The sequence below is a fragment of the Bacillus sp. SW14 genome (assembly GCF_047608225.1).
Classification (GTDB): Bacteria; Bacillota; Bacilli; order Bacillales; family Bacillaceae; genus Bacillus; species Bacillus subtilis_G.
In genome coordinates, this window is the sequence record NZ_JBLKRW010000001.1 from 787,427 (window position 1) to 803,832 (window position 16,406).

General features: G+C 46.1%; 14 protein-coding genes and 2 pseudogenes. 12 read left to right on the plus strand and 4 right to left on the minus strand.

All coding sequences use genetic code 11. The features are described from left to right. Positions 1-55 precede the first annotated feature (55 nt). The gene (sacB, locus tag ACMX2I_RS04000) at positions 56-1,477 is read right to left on the minus strand and encodes a levansucrase (RefSeq protein WP_414956243.1); all 1,422 of its coding nucleotides are present in this window, start codon (positions 1,475-1,477) and stop codon (positions 56-58) included. Between the two features lie 580 nt (positions 1,478-2,057). Here sacB and ACMX2I_RS04005 point away from each other — a divergent pair. The 4 genes and pseudogenes from ACMX2I_RS04005 to padC all read left to right on the plus strand — a co-directional run bounded on the left by ACMX2I_RS04005 (position 2,058) and on the right by padC (position 5,205). Then, the gene (locus ACMX2I_RS04005) at positions 2,058-3,413 is read left to right on the plus strand and encodes a serine hydrolase (protein WP_414956244.1); all 1,356 of its coding nucleotides are present in this window, start codon (positions 2,058-2,060) and stop codon (positions 3,411-3,413) included. Between the two features lie 21 nt (positions 3,414-3,434). Then, the gene (locus ACMX2I_RS04010) at positions 3,435-4,118 is read left to right on the plus strand and encodes an aspartate/glutamate racemase family protein (RefSeq protein ID WP_414958289.1); all 684 of its coding nucleotides are present in this window, start codon (positions 3,435-3,437) and stop codon (positions 4,116-4,118) included. Between the two features lie 125 nt (positions 4,119-4,243). Continuing rightward, positions 4,244-4,698 (plus strand): annotated as a pseudogene (locus ACMX2I_RS04015) (DUF3237 domain-containing protein). A 21-nt stretch (positions 4,699-4,719) separates the two neighbouring features. Further along, on the plus strand, positions 4,720-5,205 hold the full coding sequence (gene padC, locus ACMX2I_RS04020) for a phenolic acid decarboxylase (protein ID WP_003235304.1): 486 nt from the start codon (positions 4,720-4,722) through the stop codon (positions 5,203-5,205). Between the two features lie 27 nt (positions 5,206-5,232). On the opposite strand, the gene ACMX2I_RS04025 is transcribed toward padC, so the two are convergent. The 3 genes from ACMX2I_RS04025 to slrR all read right to left on the minus strand — a co-directional run bounded on the left by ACMX2I_RS04025 (position 5,233) and on the right by slrR (position 7,429). Next, positions 5,233-5,424, minus strand: coding sequence for a hypothetical protein (locus tag ACMX2I_RS04025; RefSeq protein WP_414956245.1), 192 nt, complete (start codon positions 5,422-5,424; stop codon positions 5,233-5,235). Between the two features lie 2 nt (positions 5,425-5,426). Beyond that, complete coding sequence (locus tag ACMX2I_RS04030; protein ID WP_414956246.1) at positions 5,427-6,896, minus strand: carboxylesterase/lipase family protein; 1,470 nt, start codon at positions 6,894-6,896, stop codon at positions 5,427-5,429. A gap of 74 nt (positions 6,897-6,970) precedes the next feature. Next, a complete protein-coding gene (slrR, locus tag ACMX2I_RS04035) occupies positions 6,971-7,429 on the minus strand; it encodes an HTH-type transcriptional regulator SlrR (RefSeq protein ID WP_087993518.1) in 459 nt (152 codons plus the stop codon). A 233-nt stretch (positions 7,430-7,662) separates the two neighbouring features. Here slrR and ACMX2I_RS04040 point away from each other — a divergent pair, with 233 nt between their 5' ends. The 8 genes and pseudogenes from ACMX2I_RS04040 (at position 7,663) to ACMX2I_RS04075 (ending at position 16,402) form a co-directional block, all read left to right on the plus strand. Continuing rightward, positions 7,663-8,367, plus strand: coding sequence for a YveK family protein (locus tag ACMX2I_RS04040; protein WP_414956247.1), 705 nt, complete (start codon positions 7,663-7,665; stop codon positions 8,365-8,367). Positions 8,368-8,372: 5 nt separating this feature from the next. Continuing rightward, a complete protein-coding gene (gene epsB, locus ACMX2I_RS04045; RefSeq protein ID WP_087993517.1) occupies positions 8,373-9,056 on the plus strand; it encodes a protein tyrosine kinase EpsB in 684 nt (227 codons plus the stop codon). 234 nt (positions 9,057-9,290) lie between these two features. Continuing rightward, a complete protein-coding gene (locus ACMX2I_RS04050) occupies positions 9,291-11,111 on the plus strand; it encodes a polysaccharide biosynthesis protein (protein ID WP_414956248.1) in 1,821 nt (606 codons plus the stop codon). A gap of 11 nt (positions 11,112-11,122) precedes the next feature. Beyond that, a complete protein-coding gene (locus ACMX2I_RS04055) occupies positions 11,123-12,268 on the plus strand; it encodes a glycosyltransferase family 4 protein (RefSeq protein WP_414956249.1) in 1,146 nt (381 codons plus the stop codon). Further along, the gene (gene epsE, locus ACMX2I_RS04060) at positions 12,265-13,101 is read left to right on the plus strand and encodes a glycosyltransferase EpsE (protein WP_087993515.1); all 837 of its coding nucleotides are present in this window, start codon (positions 12,265-12,267) and stop codon (positions 13,099-13,101) included. The genes ACMX2I_RS04055 and epsE overlap by 4 nt, the downstream gene beginning before the upstream one ends. Beyond that, positions 13,094-14,243 (plus strand): annotated as a pseudogene (locus ACMX2I_RS04065) (glycosyltransferase family 1 protein). Before epsE ends, ACMX2I_RS04065 begins: the two are co-directional and overlap by 8 nt. Further along, positions 14,240-15,343: a biofilm exopolysaccharide biosynthesis protein EpsG gene (gene epsG, locus ACMX2I_RS04070; RefSeq protein ID WP_289348268.1), complete on the plus strand. Its 1,104-nt coding sequence runs from the start codon at positions 14,240-14,242 to the stop codon at positions 15,341-15,343. The pseudogene ACMX2I_RS04065 and the gene epsG overlap by 4 nt, the downstream one beginning before the upstream one ends. A 24-nt stretch (positions 15,344-15,367) precedes the next feature. Further along, positions 15,368-16,402 carry a glycosyltransferase family 2 protein gene (locus ACMX2I_RS04075; RefSeq protein ID WP_414956250.1) on the plus strand — a complete coding sequence of 345 codons (1,035 nt, stop codon included), beginning with the start codon at positions 15,368-15,370 and terminating at the stop codon, positions 16,400-16,402. The last annotated feature ends 4 nt before the right edge of the window (positions 16,403-16,406 follow it).

Here is a 16,406-nt window from a genome sequence, read left to right on the forward strand (position 1 = left end):
TTGATAAGAAATAAAAGAAAATGCCAATAAGATATCGGCATTTTCTTTTGCGTTTTTATTTGTTAACTGTTAATTGTCCTTGTTCAAGGATGCTGTCTTTTACAACAGATGTTTTCTTGCCTTTGATGTTTAATAGGAAGCTTGGCGCAAACGTTGCTTTTTTGTCTGCAAAGAAGCCTCTGTTTGTCATGTAGCTTGTAATCACGACATTGTTTCCTTTAGCTTGAGGCACAGCGAAGTGTGAATAAGTAAATGTCACATCGTTAGGATCAAGATCCATTTTTAACACAAGGCCTGTTTTGTTCAGCGGCTTGTATGGGCCGGTTAAGGAATTAGAAACATAACCAAGCATGTAAATGTCGTTAGATGTGATGCCGTCGATCGTCATTTTTGATCCACGAGAGTCAGTGAACAGATACCATTTGCCATTCATTTTAAAGACGTTCGCGCGTTCGATTTCATCTGTAACTGTGTTAGATGCAATTAGCGGTTTCATCACTTTTTTCAGTGTGTAGTCATCGTTTAGCTCGATCATGCCGAGTGCGCCATTTGCTAATTCAGCTGTGCGTTTTTTATCGCTTTGCAGAAGTTTTTGACTTTCTTGACGGAAGAATGATGTGCTTTTGCCATAGTATGCTTTGTTAAATAAAGATTCTTCGCCTTGGTAACCATCTTCAGTTCCAGTGTTTGCTTCAAATACTAAGTATTTGCGGCCTTTATCTTCTACGTAGTGAGGATCTCTCAGCGTGTGGTTATCGCCTGAGCTGTAGTTGCCTTCATCGATGAACTGCTGTACATTTTGATACGTTTTGCCGTCACCGTCAAAGATTGATTTATAATCCTCTACACCGTTGATGTTCAGAGAGCTGTCTGTTGTTGATACGTTAACTTGTGCAGTTGTCAGTGTTTGTTTACCGTAATGTTTACCCGAGAAATCAGTGTAGAACAAACGAATGTGACCGTCAGATGTGAATGTCGCTGAACCTGACCATTCTTGTGTTTGGTCTTTTAGGATAGAATCATTTGCATCGAATTTGTCGCTGTCTTTAAAGACGCGGCCAGCGTTTTTCCAGCTGTCAATAGACGTTTCACCGACTTTTTGATAGAACATGTAAATGGATGTATCATCCGCATTTTTAGGGTCTCCGGCTAATGCAAAGACGATGTGGTAGCCGTGATAGTTTGCGACTGTGCCGTCAGCGTTTTGCAATGGCCAGCTGTCCCAAACGTCCAGGCCTTTTGCAGAAGAGATATTTTTAATTGTGGATTGATCGAATTCAGGCACCTGATATTTTTCATTTTTTTGCTGTTCAGGGATTTTCAGCATGTCATGGCGTGTAATATGGGTAATGCCGTACGTTTCCTTATGCGGTTTTTGGTTCGTTTCTTTCGCAAACGCTTGAGTTGCGCCTCCTGCCAGCAGTGCAGTTGTAAAGGTTAATGCTGTCGCTTGTTTTGCAAACTTTTTGATGTTCATCGTTCATGTCTCCTTTTTTATGTACTGTGTTAGCGGTTTGCTTCTCCCGGCCCTCCTGTTTGAAGATGGCAAGTCAGTTACGCACAATAAAAAAAGACCTAAAATATGTAAGGGGTGACGCCAAAGAATATACTTTGCCCTTTACACATTTTAGGTCTTGCCTGCTTTATCAGTAACAAACCTGCGTGATTTACTTTTCGACATCATTCTATTAAACTCTCGTTTAGATTACAACGGGTCTATTTTCCTCTTTTGTTTGATAGAAAATGAAAAAAGACCTTCGATGATATGAGTCTAATAGACTAATGGGTGTTACGGAAAGTCAGGGTGATTCTCTATAACAATGTGATGAAAGCTATTTTCTTTTCTGGGAAATCGGCTGTTTTAGAGACTGGTCGCGCGGGTCAGATGTCACATGGTCTTTTCGCAACCGTTGAACTCGGGGGCTTTGGCTTCAGGGTTTGCGGAAGTGATTGTGAAACGGATTCAGGATGCAGGCCACTATCACTCTTTCTCTCATATTTTTCGAATTTTGAAACATAGAAGGGGAAATATCGTAGACATTAAGGGAGGTGTAAAAATGAAGCAAGAAAAAAGGAAACATCTTGGCACATTATTCTCTGTGTTGGCGGAAAAACAACAGTTCAACGGGACGGTTCTGGCTGCGGAGGATGGCGATATTTTATATCATCACTCTTTCGGTTATGCGGAACTGGCGGAAAAACGCCCTTTGCAAACCAGCTCTTTGTTTGAGTTAGCGTCTCTGTCAAAGCCTTTTACAGCTTTGGGGATCATATTGCTCGAGGAGAAAGGAATTCTTGGATATGAAGACAAAGTCGAGCGCTGGCTGCCGGGTTTTCCATATCAGGGCGTCACGATTCGGCATTTATTGAACCATACGTCAGGGCTGCCTGATTATTTTGAATGGTTTATTGCCAATTGGGACAAACACAAGATTGCGGTGAATCAGGATATTGTGGATATGCTGATGAATGAGGGGCTGCCTGGTTATTTTGAGCCGAACGAAGGCTGGCAGTACAGCAATACGGGGTATGTGCTGTTGGCGGTTATCATGGAAAAAGCCTCCGGCATGAGCTATTCGGATTTTATGAAAACTCATATTTTTTCACCGGTCGGCATGAATGAAACGAAAGTGCATAATAGGAGGCTTCGGCCTGAGCAGATGGATCATTATGCATATGGATACGTGTACGATGTACATTCCGAAACGTACGTCCTTCCTGATGATCTGGAGGAAACAAACTATGTTGTGTACCTCGATGGCATCCAAGGAGACGGTACGGTGAACTCTGTCACAAGCGATTTGTTTCGATTTGATCAGGCTCTATATCAGGACGACTTAATTAGTAACACTTCTAAGGAGGCCGCATTTTCTCCGGTGCGGCTGAACAATGGTGAAACGTTCGATTACGGCTTTGGTTGGGTGCTGCAACACAGTCCTGAAAAAGGGAAGATTGTCAGCCACAGCGGTGGGTGGCCAGGTTATTCGACGATGATGATCCGGTATATAGATCTACGTAAAACGCTGATCTATTTGAGTAACAAGGAAGAGGATGCGGAATATGAACAAGCGATTTTGAAGGCGGCGGAACATATTTTATTTGGCCAGCCATATGAGATCCCGGAACGTCCTGCTGATAAAAAGAAAAAAGAAGTTGATCCGGCGATATACAGCCGCTATGTTGGCAGCTACTCGTTTCAGGATGGGACGGCTGCACGGGTGACAGCCGAGAATGAAAAGCTTTATTTGCAGATCAAAGGACAGGTGAGGCTTGAATTATTTCCTTCCTCGGAAACCCGTTTCTTTTTGCGATCATTGTCTGTGGAAATCGAATTTTTGTTAGGCGATGATGTTGCGAAAAGCTTTATCCTCTATGAAGATGGCACAGAAGAAGTAGTAGTCCGTACGAATTAGAAAGAGAAAGGAATGAACGTAATGATCGGAATATTAGCCGGAATGGGGCCGAAATCGACTTCGCCATTTATTGATAAGGTAATTGATTACTGTCAGAAGCTGTATGGGGCTTCAAATGATATAGACTTTCCACATATGATGGTTTATTCGTGCCCGACCCCATTCTATGCAGATCGTCCCATCGATCATGACGAGATGAAAAGAGCGATTATTGATGGCGCGGTAAAGCTTGAAAAGACAGGCGTTGATTTTATTGCTCTTCCTTGTAATACGGCACATGTGTATTATGAAGAGATTCAGCAGGCGTTGGCGGTTCCTTTGTTACATATCATAAAGGAAACGGTAAAAGAAATTCCGCATGCTGCAAAAAAAGCGGCTGTTTTAGGAACAGATTCAACCATCCAATCCGGCATCTATCAAAAAGGGCTGAAGGCAAACGGGCAAGAAGTTGTTCACAAGGATCATTGGCAGCAGGCTGTGAATCAGCTCATCGCCGCTATCAAACAGCCGAACCATATGATGCATACACATGCATTGTGGCAGAAGCTATATACCGAAATCAGCCAGCATGCAGACATCATCATTTCAGCCTGCACGGATTTAAATGCGGTGTTAGATCATTTTCAAAGCGAGATTCCGATTATAGATTCCTCTGACTGTCTGGCGAAAAGCACTGTCAGCACATATCTTGCCAATCAAAGCTAGCTTCAAACAAGGACTGTCTTCAACCAGTCCTTTTTTTATGTTCCTATTGTTTGACAGCTGTAAGAAACAGTGTTAAATTTAACATGTAAATAGTTACATGATTTTCTGGATGTGAGGTGGTGCTCATGAAGAAGCCGGTTTTAACATTATTCGCCTCTTTAGAAATTAAGGTAGAGCCGCCTATCACCATTGGTGAGACAGGCCTGGGAATGAGACGATGGATTCCGATTCGTTCGGGAACAATAACAGGGAAAGTAAAAGGGCGTATTTGCCGGGTGGTGCCGATTCACAAATCATTCGCGCTGACGGCAGAACAGATTTATCTGCCAGGTATGCCATCGAAACAGCCGATCATGAACTGATTTACATTGAAAACAATGGAATACGGCAAGTCAGCGAGCCGTTTCGAAAACAAGCCGCGGCCGGGGCCATCATTGATCCGGCACATGTTTATTTCCGTACGGTGCCGACATTTGAAACAGGCAGTGAAGCTTATCAATGGCTGCATGACCGCTTGTTTATCGGTTCCGCAGAAAGAACCCCTGATTGCGTTCGACTAGACATTTATGAAGTACAGTAAAGACTAAGGAGAGTGTGAAAGATGGAAAACTTTATCGGAAGCCACATGATTTATACTTATGAAAACGGATGGGAATACGAGATCTATATAAAAAACGATCATACCATCGATTATAGAATTCATAGCGGAATGGTTGCCGGACGCTGGGTTCGGGATCAGGAAGTCAATATTGTTAAACTGACAGAAGGCGTATATAAAGTGTCTTGGACAGAACCGACAGGCACAGATGTTTCATTAAACTTTATGCCGAATGAAAAACGCATGCACGGCATTATTTTCTTCCCGAAATGGGTGCATGAACACCCTGAAATTACGGTCTGCTATCAAAATGACCACATTGATCTTATGAAAGAATCCCGCGAAAAATATGAAACGTATCCGAAATACGTTGTACCTGAATTTGCGGAGATTACATTTCTGAAAAATGAGGGAGCTGACAATGAAGAAGTGATTTCGAAAGCTCCTTATGAAGGAATGACAGACGATATTCGCGCCGGAAAATTGTAAAAAACAAAAACCCGGGAAAGAGAGAAATTACTTCTCTTTTCCGGGTTTTCTTTTTGCTGCGTATGCTGGAACCATCACAATTCCCGTAAAAAACAGTATGATTCCAGTCCAGCGGATGGGATCGTAATAGGCTGTGCCCCGCAATAATACGACTGCCGACAAAATGATGATGCAAGCTGCCACAACGATGACAGCACCAATGTACCCTGTTTTCCCCATGTTTATTCTCCTTTTGGAAGGAATAGTTTTTGCCTTTTATCAGATTCAGGATCGTTTTCAATCGTAATCTCTGAATCTAAAATCAGCGTCTTTCTTGTTTCTTCATGATACGCCGGCCATTTTACATCCTCAGTGCTTGGGTTTCCTGTTTTGGCGAACGTGATCCATGCTGATAGTATGGTGTGAGAAAGTTGTTTCACCTCATCCGTAATCTCCGCTTTTGCCATTTGTTCTAAGCCGCCCAGATTTCCGAAAACAAAAGGAAGCTCTAATGCGTGAAACGCTTTATTGTACGGCGGCTTATTCGAGTGCCAGTCGAATCGGTACATCCAGACAGGCGCGAAATGGGACTGGGCGGCGGCATAGGCGACGGCCGGGCGCCAAAATAATAAATCTGTCATCATATGGATTTGGCTTTCAAGCGAACGCGGATACAGATCGGCGGCTTTCTCCGCCAGCGGCTGTCCTAATAAGTACTCGAGCGCGGCATCAAGCGTTTCCTGAGAATGAACATCTGAATCCGGGGTGAAAAATAAATATCCTTCATCGCGATTTGTTCCGATTAACAGTGGAATGCCGGCCGCAGCACCTTCTGCGATCGCTTTTTCTGGTTCAGCAGGCAGCGTTTTCGGATCAAGGGCGGGCTGGAAGAACAGCTGAAAGATATTTTCATTTTCTGCTTTCCGAAGCTGATCGGCCGCTTTAAGCAAATCTTCCGCCGATAGCGTATGCAATCTGTCCAATTGACTCTCATCAATCCCAAGGACCTGTAAAAAGGCTGCCGCGGTGCTTGCCGCTTTCTCTTTCGTCATCGTTCGGGAAGCGCCGCTTTCCATAATCGCTTTCTGGAACAGGCCTTTTGCCGCAGGCATAGCGAGCAGCGCGGCAATGCTCATGCCGCCTGCGGATTCTCCAAATACCGTTACGTTCTCCGGATCACCGCCAAACGCTGAGATATTGTCTCGTACCCATTTCAGCGCGGCGGCTTGGTCCAAAAGCCCGAGGTTATCGGAATACGCCTCATCAAACGAAGACAAATGTAAAAATCCAAACGGTCCCAGCCGGTAATTCAATGTAACGACAATGACGTCTCCCTGCGCCGCAAGGCTTGATCCATCGTATAATGGCTCACTGCCCGCTCCGAGATAAAAAGCGCCGCCGTGAATCCACACCATGACAGGCAGGTTTTGATTCTGGGTGTCAGGCGCGAATACATTGAGATACAGACAATCCTCAGACTGGCGGGGAGGCTCAGTATACGAAAGTGACATTAAATCCGGCGGCTGCGGGCAAATCGGGCCGTACGCTGTTGTGTCCAATTCGTCCTTCCACGCTTCCGGGGGCTCCGGTGCTTTAAAACGCAACTGTCCGACAGGCGGCTTGGCATAGGGGATGCCTCTCCATATATGTACGCCGTTTTCTGTTGTGCCTTTTACTTTCCCGTAGGAAGTTGTTACTGTTGTATGTGACATCGCTCTCTCTCCCTTTTTACCCCATTATAAACAGATTTACCCTGATCGTGCGAACGTCAGCCCTTAGCCGATATTCATCTTCCCATCGTTTTGAAAAAGGATTTGACTTCCTGCACGGTCAAGCCGATTTCTCTTGCTTCCTCCATCAGCGTTTTCCATTCCTCTATATTGGATTCCGTCAGTTTACGATTTCGGTAGGAAGCGGTTTCAGGCTGTTCTTTCTTTAGTATGTTCGTAAAAGTGAACAGCTCTTCCTTTTCCATTCCGGCTTGTACGGCTTGCACAAGATGCACGCGCCATTCTTCTTCACCGCCGCTGATTTTCTCGTACATCATCGTTTCTGCGTCGAACAATTCTGTTAATTCCACCTCCAGCGTGACGGAAATTTTCTTTAAAAATTGAACGGACGGATTCGTATGAACGCCTCTTTCAATCTTGCTTAAATAGGATTTAGATACACCTGACTCAACGGCCAGCTGATTTATAGAATAGCCTTTTCTTTTGCGGTACAAACGGATAATTCTTCCAATCATAATTAAAATTCTCCTCTATTCCTGTCGTTATTTCGTTCATTATAAGGAATTATTCGTTCTTTATAAAATTTAAAATAATAAGGGAAGTGCAGTAAATAAGAGGAAAATCATGAATTTGTTCTCTAAAGAGAACTTATTGGCTTATTTTGCAATTTTTAAATAATATCTTTTTCTTTTATAATCCAATCATTAACAGAAAGGGGCGCGGGAAGCCAGCCGAAGGCTATGAATACATGAATGAGAATATGAGTTTTAAAGAATTATATGCGATTGTCAGACACAGATTCGTGCTGATCCTGCTCATCACAATCGGCGTCACCCTTATGACGGGTTTTATGCAATTTAAGGTCGTTTCACCGACCTATCAGGCGTCGACGCAAGTGCTGATTCATGAATCAGACGGTGAAAAAAACTCGAATCTCAGTGACATCCAGCGAAATCTTCAGTACAGCAGCACATTCCAAGCGATCATGAAAAGCACGGCCTTGATGGAAGAGGTCAAGGAGGAATTGCATCTTTCTGAATCGGCTTCCTCGCTGAAAGGAAAAGTGATAACCAGCAGTGAAAATGAATCAGAAATTATCACCGTTGCCGTCCGGGACCACGATCCGGCGGAAGCGGCTGAGATTGCGAACACGTTAGTGAACAAGTTTGAAAAAGAAGTAGATAAAAGATTGAACATACAAGGCGTACATATTTTATCAGAGGCAAAGGCTTCTGAAAGCCCAATGATAAAGCCGGCCCGGCTGCGAAATATGGTCATGGCTTTTGGCGCTGCTGTCATGGGCGGCATTACACTGGCATTTTTTCTGCATTTTCTCGATGATACGTGCAAAAGCGCACGGCAGCTCAGCGAGAGAACCGGATTGCCATGCTTAGGCTCCGTCCCTGATGTCCAAAAAGGGCGGAATCGCGGGATAAAACACTTCGGGGAGTGAAGCGAGTGATCTTTAGAAAAAAGAAAGCAAGGCGTGGTTTGGCTCAAATATCCGTTTTACACAATAAATCAATTGTTGCGGAACAATATCGCACCATTCGGACAAACATTGAGTTTTCATCCGTTCAGACCAACTTGCGGTCTATCCTCGTCACCTCCTCTGTGCCTGGAGAAGGTAAATCGTTCAGTGCGGCGAATCTTGCGGCTGTCTTTGCGCAGCAGCAGGAAAAGAAAGTGCTGCTGGTGGATGCCGATTTAAGAAAGCCGACCATCAATCAGACGTTTCAGGTTGGGAATGTAACCGGGCTGACAAATGTTCTGGTCGGTAATGCTTCACTCAGTGAGACGGTGCAAAAGACGCCGATCGATAACTTATATGTGCTGACAAGCGGACCGACCCCGCCGAATCCGGCTGAACTGCTGTCTTCAAAAGCGATGGGAGATTTAATATCTGAGATCTATAAACAATACAGCCTTGTCATCTTTGATTCTCCTCCGCTTTTGGCTGTTGCGGATGCTCAGATTTTAGCAAACCAGACAGACGGCAGCGTGCTCGTCGTTTTAAGCGGAAAAACAAAAACCGATACCATCCTAAAAGCGAAGGATGCACTGGAACAATCCAACGCCAAGCTGTTAGGCGCTCTTTTAAACAAAAAGAAAATGAAAAAATCGGAACACTATTCCTACTAAATAGATGGTAAAGGTGATGTCTCCTGACCTGTATCAATGGAGGCACTCGGCTCTGCTGTGGGCAGCGGTGTTGCTGCCTTAGATGCTGGTCGTCACTGGCGGGGCGTGAGGATGGGTTAAATGCCCGCTTATTTGATATATACATAGGACGTGTTGTCGGTTTAGCTGCTGCCGATGTTTTGGAGGACGAAAGCCGCCGCAGCTAAACCGATAAAAGAATTAGGGGGGAAAAGGTTGAGTTACCGGAGAAGACTGTCAATGATTATTGCGCTGGACACTTATCTCGTTTTAAATTCAGTTATTGCAGGATATCAATTTTTAAAAGATTCCTATCAATTTTATGACTCCGGAGCATTATTGCTTACCGCTGTCAGCTTGCTCCTCAGCTATCATGTATGTGCTTTTCTGTTCCATCAGTATAAACAGGTGTGGACATACACCGGAATCGGCGAGCTGATCGTCCTGCTTAAGGGCATCACGCTTTCGGCCGCTGTGACCGGCTTCATTCAGTATGCTGTATATCATACGATGTTCTTCCGTCTGTTAATCGCGTGCTGGGTGTTGCAGCTTTTGTCCATCGGAGGAACCCGTGTTTTGTCGAGAGTGTTAAAAGAAAGCATCAGAAAAAACCGCAGCGCCTCTGCCCGCGCGCTGATTATCGGGGCGGGCTCAGGAGGGACTCTGATGGTCAGGCAGCTGCTTTCAAAAGATGATCCTGACATCACGCCTGTCGCTTTTATTGATGATGACCAGACAAAACATAAATTAGAAATGATGGGGCTGCCCGTGATCGGCGGAAAAGAAAGTATCATGCCTGCGGTGCAAAAGCTCAAAATTAACTATATTATTATTGCGATTCCTTCACTCCACACCCATGAGCTTCAGGTTTTATATAAAGAATGTGTGCGGACTGGAGTCAACATCAAAATTATGCCTCACTTTGATGAAATGCTGCTCGGCACACGAACTGCCGGGCAAATCAGAGATGTAAAAGCTGAGGATTTACTTGGCAGAAAGCCGGTAACCCTCGACACAAGCGAAATTTCGAACCGCATCAAAGGAAAAACAGTTCTCGTCACGGGAGCGGGCGGATCAATCGGCTCGGAAATCTGCCGGCAGATCAGCGCGTTTCAGCCTAAAGAAATCATTCTGCTCGGACATGGAGAAAACAGCATTCATTCGATTTATACAGAGCTGAACGGGCGATTCGGCAAACACATTGTGTTCCATACGGAAATTGCGGATGTGCAGGATCGCGATAAAATGTTTACCTTGATGAAAAAGTACGAGCCGCACGTGGTCTACCATGCAGCTGCCCATAAACATGTTCCTTTAATGGAGCACAATCCCGAAGAGGCTGTCAAAAACAACATCATCGGAACAAAAAATGTCGCGGAAGCAGCCGATATGTCGGGGACAGAGACATTTGTGCTGATTTCATCGGACAAAGCGGTGAACCCGGCCAATATAATGGGGGCGACAAAACGATTCGCCGAGATGATTATTATGAACCTTGGAAAAATGAGCAGAACCAAATTTGTCGCTGTCCGCTTCGGCAATGTACTCGGGAGCCGCGGCAGCGTCATTCCGATTTTTAAAAAGCAGATTGAAAAAGGCGGACCGGTGACGGTCACACACCCGGCGATGACCCGCTATTTCATGACGATTCCCGAGGCCTCAAGGCTTGTCATTCAGGCCGGGGCACTTGCGAAAGGGCGCCAGATTTTCGTTCTCGACATGGGAGAGCCCGTAAAGATTGTGGACCTTGCCAAAAATCTCATTCATCTGTCCGGCTATACGACTGAGCAGATTCCAATCGAATTCACAGGCATTCGTCCCGGTGAAAAAATGTATGAGGAATTGCTGAACCAAAATGAAGTACACGCTGAACAAATCTTTCCGAAAATTCATATCGGCAAAGCGGTTGACGGCGATTGGCCAGTGCTGATGCGCTTTATCGAGGATTTTCATGAGATGCCGGAAGACGATCTGAGAGCGAGGCTGTTTGCGGCGATTGATACATCAGACAAAATGACGGCTGCCAGTGTTCAATAGGGGGAGTGAAGATGACGAAAAAGATCTTGTTTTGTGCGACTGTTGATTATCATTTTAAGGCCTTTCATCTTCCTTACTTTAAATGGTTTAAACGAATGGGCTGGGAGGTTCATGTCGCGGCGAGCGGACAAACCAAACTGCCGTATGTGGACGAGAAATTCTCCATTGCGATTCGCAGGTCACCCTTTCATCCTCAGAATCTGGCCGTTTACAGACAGCTGAAGGAAGTGATTGACACCAATCAATACGACATTGTCCATTGCCATACGCCGGTTGGCGGCGTGCTTGCCAGACTAGCGGCGAGGCAAGCGAGGCGGCATGGAACAAAGGTGCTGTACACCGCGCACGGATTTCACTTCTGCAGCGGAGCGCCGGTCAAAAATTGGCTTCTTTACTATCCGGTTGAGAAATGGCTCTCGGCCTATACGGACTGCCTGATTACGATCAATGAAGAGGATTACATACGGGCGAAAGGACTTCAAAGGCCGGGCGGCATGACGCGGAAAATTCACGGCATCGGGGTGAATACAGAGCGGTTTCGGCCTGTCAGCCTGCAAGAGAAGCAAAACCTCAGAGAAAAACACGGATTCAGCGAAGACGATTTTATATTGGTTTATCCGGCTGAGCTTAATTTCAACAAAAATCAGAAGCTGTTAATTGAAGCCGCGGCCTTGCTGAAAGAAAAAATACCGTCGCTTCGCCTTGTTTTTGCCGGAGAAGGGGCGATGGAACAAACGTATCGAACGTTAGCTGAAAAGCTTGGCGCTTCCGGCAATGTCCGCTTTTACGGCTTTTGCCGGGACATTCACGAGCTGATTCAGCTTGCAGATGTATCTGTCGCATCCAGCATGAGAGAAGGCCTCGGCATGAACGTTCTTGAGGGGATGGCCGCGGAAAAACCGGCGATTGCCACGGATAACCGCGGGCACCGGGAAATCATCCGGGACGGAGAAAACGGTTTTCTGATCAAAGTCGGTGATAGTGCCGCGTTTGCCCGTCGGATCGAACAGCTTTACCGTAAACCGGAACTCTGCATAAATTTGGGGCAGGAAGGCCGAAAAACAGCCTTGCGCTTTTCGGAGGCGCGCACGGTAGAAGAAATGGCAGATATTTATTCCGCGTACATGGATATGGATACAAAGGAGAAAAGCGTATGAACTCAGGACCGAAAGTTTCTGTCATTATGGGCATTTATAATTGTGAACGCACTTTGGCGGAAAGTATTGAATCCATACTCAGCCAATCTTATAAAAATTGGGAGCTGATTATGTGCGATGATGCGTCAACAGACGGCACGCTCCGCATCGCGAAGCAGTATGCCGCTCATTACAGCGACCGCATCAAGGTGATTCAAAACAAAACAAACAAGCGGCTTGCCGCTTCATTAAATCATTGTCTTTCAAATGCCACAGGCGAGTATATCGCCCGCCAGGACGGAGACGATCTTTCGTTTCCGCGCCGTCTGGAAAAGCAGGTCGCATTTTTAGAAAAGCACCGCCACTATCAGGTGGTTGGCACCGGCATGCTTGTATTTGATGAATGTGGCGTAAGGGGCACACGCATCCTGCCTTCTGTTCCGGAGCCGGGCATCATGGCAAAAGGGACCCCGTTTTGCCACGGAACGATTATGATGAGAGCGAGCGCCTACCGCACGCTGAAAGGCTACCGTTCGGTGCGGCGGACGAGACGGATGGAGGATATTGATTTATGGCTTCGCTTTTTTGAAGAGGGCTTCAGGGGCTACAACCTCCAGGAAGCCTTGTATAAAGTAAGGGAAGACAGCGATGCTTTCAAACGGCGGTCATTTACGTATTCCATTGACAATGCCATCCTTGTCTATCAGGCATGCAGACGCTTGAAGCTTCCATTATCTGATTACCTATATATCGCAAAACCGTTAATCCGCGCGCTTATGCCTCCAGCCGTGATGAATCGCTACCACAAAAAAAGAGTGATGAACCAAAAGGAAGGGCTTGTCAAACATGAATAGCAGCCAAAAACGCGTGCTCCATGTTCTCAGCGGCATGAACAGGGGCGGCGCGGAGACCATGGTGATGAATTTATATCGGAAAATGGACAGAAGCAAAGTACAATTTGATTTTTTAACGTATCGAAATGATCCGTGCGCTTTTGATGAAGAAATTTTATCTTTAGGCGGGCGGCTTTTTTATGTCCCGAGCATCGGGCAAAGCAATCCTCTTACATTTGTGAGGAATGTAAGACATACGATAACAGAAAACGGGCCGTTCAGCGCCGTTCATGCGCACACGGATTTCCAAACGGGCTTTATCGCCCTTGCGGCAAGGCTAGCCGGAGTGCCGGTCAGGGTATGTCATTCCCATAATACGTCGTGGAAGACCGGCTTCAATTGGAAGGATCGCCTGCAGCTGATGGTGTTCAGGCGGCTGATTTTGGCGAACGCGACAGCACTGTGTGCCTGCGGAGAGGATGCGGGCAAGTTTTTATTCGGACCGTCCAACATGGAGCGTGTTCATCTCCTTCCAAACGGGATTGATCTTGATTTGTTCGCCCCAAATGTACAGTGGGATGATGAAGAAAAAACAGCACGCGGCATTGCAGTTGACCGTCTCATTATTGGCCATGTGGCCCGGTTTCATGAAGTGAAAAACCATGCGTTTCTGCTGAAGCTTGCCGCACACCTTAAAGACCGCGGGGTTCGCTTTCATCTCGTGCTCGCAGGAGACGGGCCGCTGCGCGAGAAAATGGAAGAGGAGGCGCGGCGGCAGAACTTGCTTTCAGATGTCCTCTTTTTAGGCACTGAAGACAACATTCATGAATTGATGCGCACATTTGATGTGTTTGTCATGCCGTCTCTGTATGAAGGCTTGCCGGTTGTGCTGGTGGAAGCGCAGGCATCGGGGCTTCCATGCATCATTTCAGACACCATCACAGAAAAAGTCGATGTCGGTCTAGGACTTGTGACAAGATTGAATCTTTCTGAGCCGATCGGCATCTGGGCTGAAACCATTGCAAGGGCGGCCGCCGCAGGCAGGCCGAAGCGGGAGCTTATCAAAGAAACACTCGCCGAACTTGGCTACGATGCACAGCAAAATGTAGGAGCGCTGCTGAATGTATATAACATTAGCAGCGGAAAAGGACAATAAACGATGATTGTATATGCCGTCAATATGGGAATTGTATATATTTGGTCTTGGTTTGCCAAAATGTGCGGCGGCCGTGACGATTCGCTCGCTACGGGATATCGGCCGAATAAGCTGTTAATCTGGATTCCGCTAGCGTCACTTGTGCTTGTGTCGGGTCTCCGTTACAGAGTCGGCACGGATTTTCAGACGTACACGCTGCTGTATGAATTGGCGGGCGATTATCAAAATGTGTGGCAGATATTCGGTTTCGGCACAGCTAAAATGGCGACGGATCCGGGCTTTACCGCACTCCTTTGGCTGATGAATGTCATCACGGCAGATCCGCAAATCATGTATATAACAGTTGCGGCCGTGACCTACAGTTTGGTTATGAAGACACTTGCTGATTACGGAAGGCCGTTTGAGCTGAGTGTCTTTTTATTTTTAGGAACCTTTCATTATTACGCGTCTTTTAACGGCATCAGGCAATACATGGTGGCAGCCGGTTTGTTTTGGGCGATTCGTTACATCATTAGCGGGAACTGGAAGCGATATTTTCTGATCGTGCTGATCAGCTCGCTCTTTCATTCCTCGGCGCTGATTATGATTCCCGTATATTTTATTGTCAGAAGAAAAGCTTGGTCACCGGCGATATTCGGGCTATCCGCTTTATTTCTCGGCATGACGTTTTTATATCAAAAATTCATTTCTGTGTTTGTTGTTGTGCTTGAAAACAGCTCATACAGTCATTATGAAAAATGGCTTATGACGAACACAAATGGAATGAATGTGATCAAAATCGCTGTCTTGGTTCTGCCGCTGTTTCTCGCCTTTTGCTACAGGGCGCGTCTGCGGAAGCTGTGGCCGCAAATCGACATCGTCGTCAATCTGTGCCTGCTCGGTTTTTTATTCGGGCTTTTGGCCACAAAAGACGTGATCTTTGCCAGATTCAATATTTATTTCGGCCTGTATCAATTGATCCTAGTCCCTTATTTCGTCAGGATATTTGATGAAAAATCGAATGCCCTTATCTATATCGCGATCGTTGTTTGTTATTTTCTTTATAGTTATTTGCTTATGCCGGTTGATTCGTCCGTTCTGCCTTACAGAACGATTTTTTCCCGGTAATTTATGCAAGAGGAGCCGGTCATTATGGAAATACCTGCGGTTAGTCTGCTAGTCGCTGTTTATAATACAGAAACATATATCAAAACGTGCCTCGAATCGCTGCGGAACCAGACGGTGGACAATATTGAAATCATCATCGTCAATGACGGTTCGGCAGACGCCAGCCCGAATATCGCGGAGGAATACGCCAAAAAGGATCACAGGTTCAGGGTGATTCATCAGGAAAACCAAGGCCTCGGTGCGGTTCGAAATAAAGGCGTAGAGGCGGCACGCGGCGAATTTATCGCGTTTATCGATTCAGACGATTGGATCGAGCCCGATTATTGCGAGCGAATGCTCCAAGCAGCGGGCGATGAAACTGATCTGGTCATTTGCAACTACGCCGCGGAGTTTGAGGACACTGGAAAAACGATGATCTCTGACATTGCGGAAACCTACCAGGATCAGCCGAAAGAGAACTATATTAAGGCGTTATTCGAAGGGAAGGTCAGAGGGTTTTCGTGGAACAAACTGTACAGAAGAAGCATGATTAAAGCACATCGGCTGTCGTTTCCGCTTCGAGGCGAGCTGGAGCATGTCGAGGATCAGTTTTTCAGCTTCAGGGCTCATTTTTTCGCCCGTACAGTATCCTATGTCAAGGCGCCGCTCTATCATTACCGCATTCACCTATCATCCATCGTGCAGCGCTATCAGAAAAAACTGTTTGAATCGGGGCTTGCGCTGTATGAGGCGAATGCGGCGTTTTTACAGGAGAACAACAAACTGGAGGAGTACGGTAAGGAGCTTGATACCTTTATCGTGCTTCACAGCAGCATCTGTATGCTGAATGAATGGAAAACAAGCGGCAGCCGCAGGCTGTTTGACAAGTTTAGAAATGTCGGCGTGATTTGCGGGGATCCCATATTTCAAGAGAGCCTCTCAAAAACGGGTACCGCGCCTTTTGACGCAAAACGGTCATGCCTGCTTCTGATGGCGAAATACAGAATGATCCCGTTCGTCGCTATGGCGTCGGCCGTGTATCAGCGGGTAATCGAGTACAAAATGAGAAACAGAGGGTGAGGAC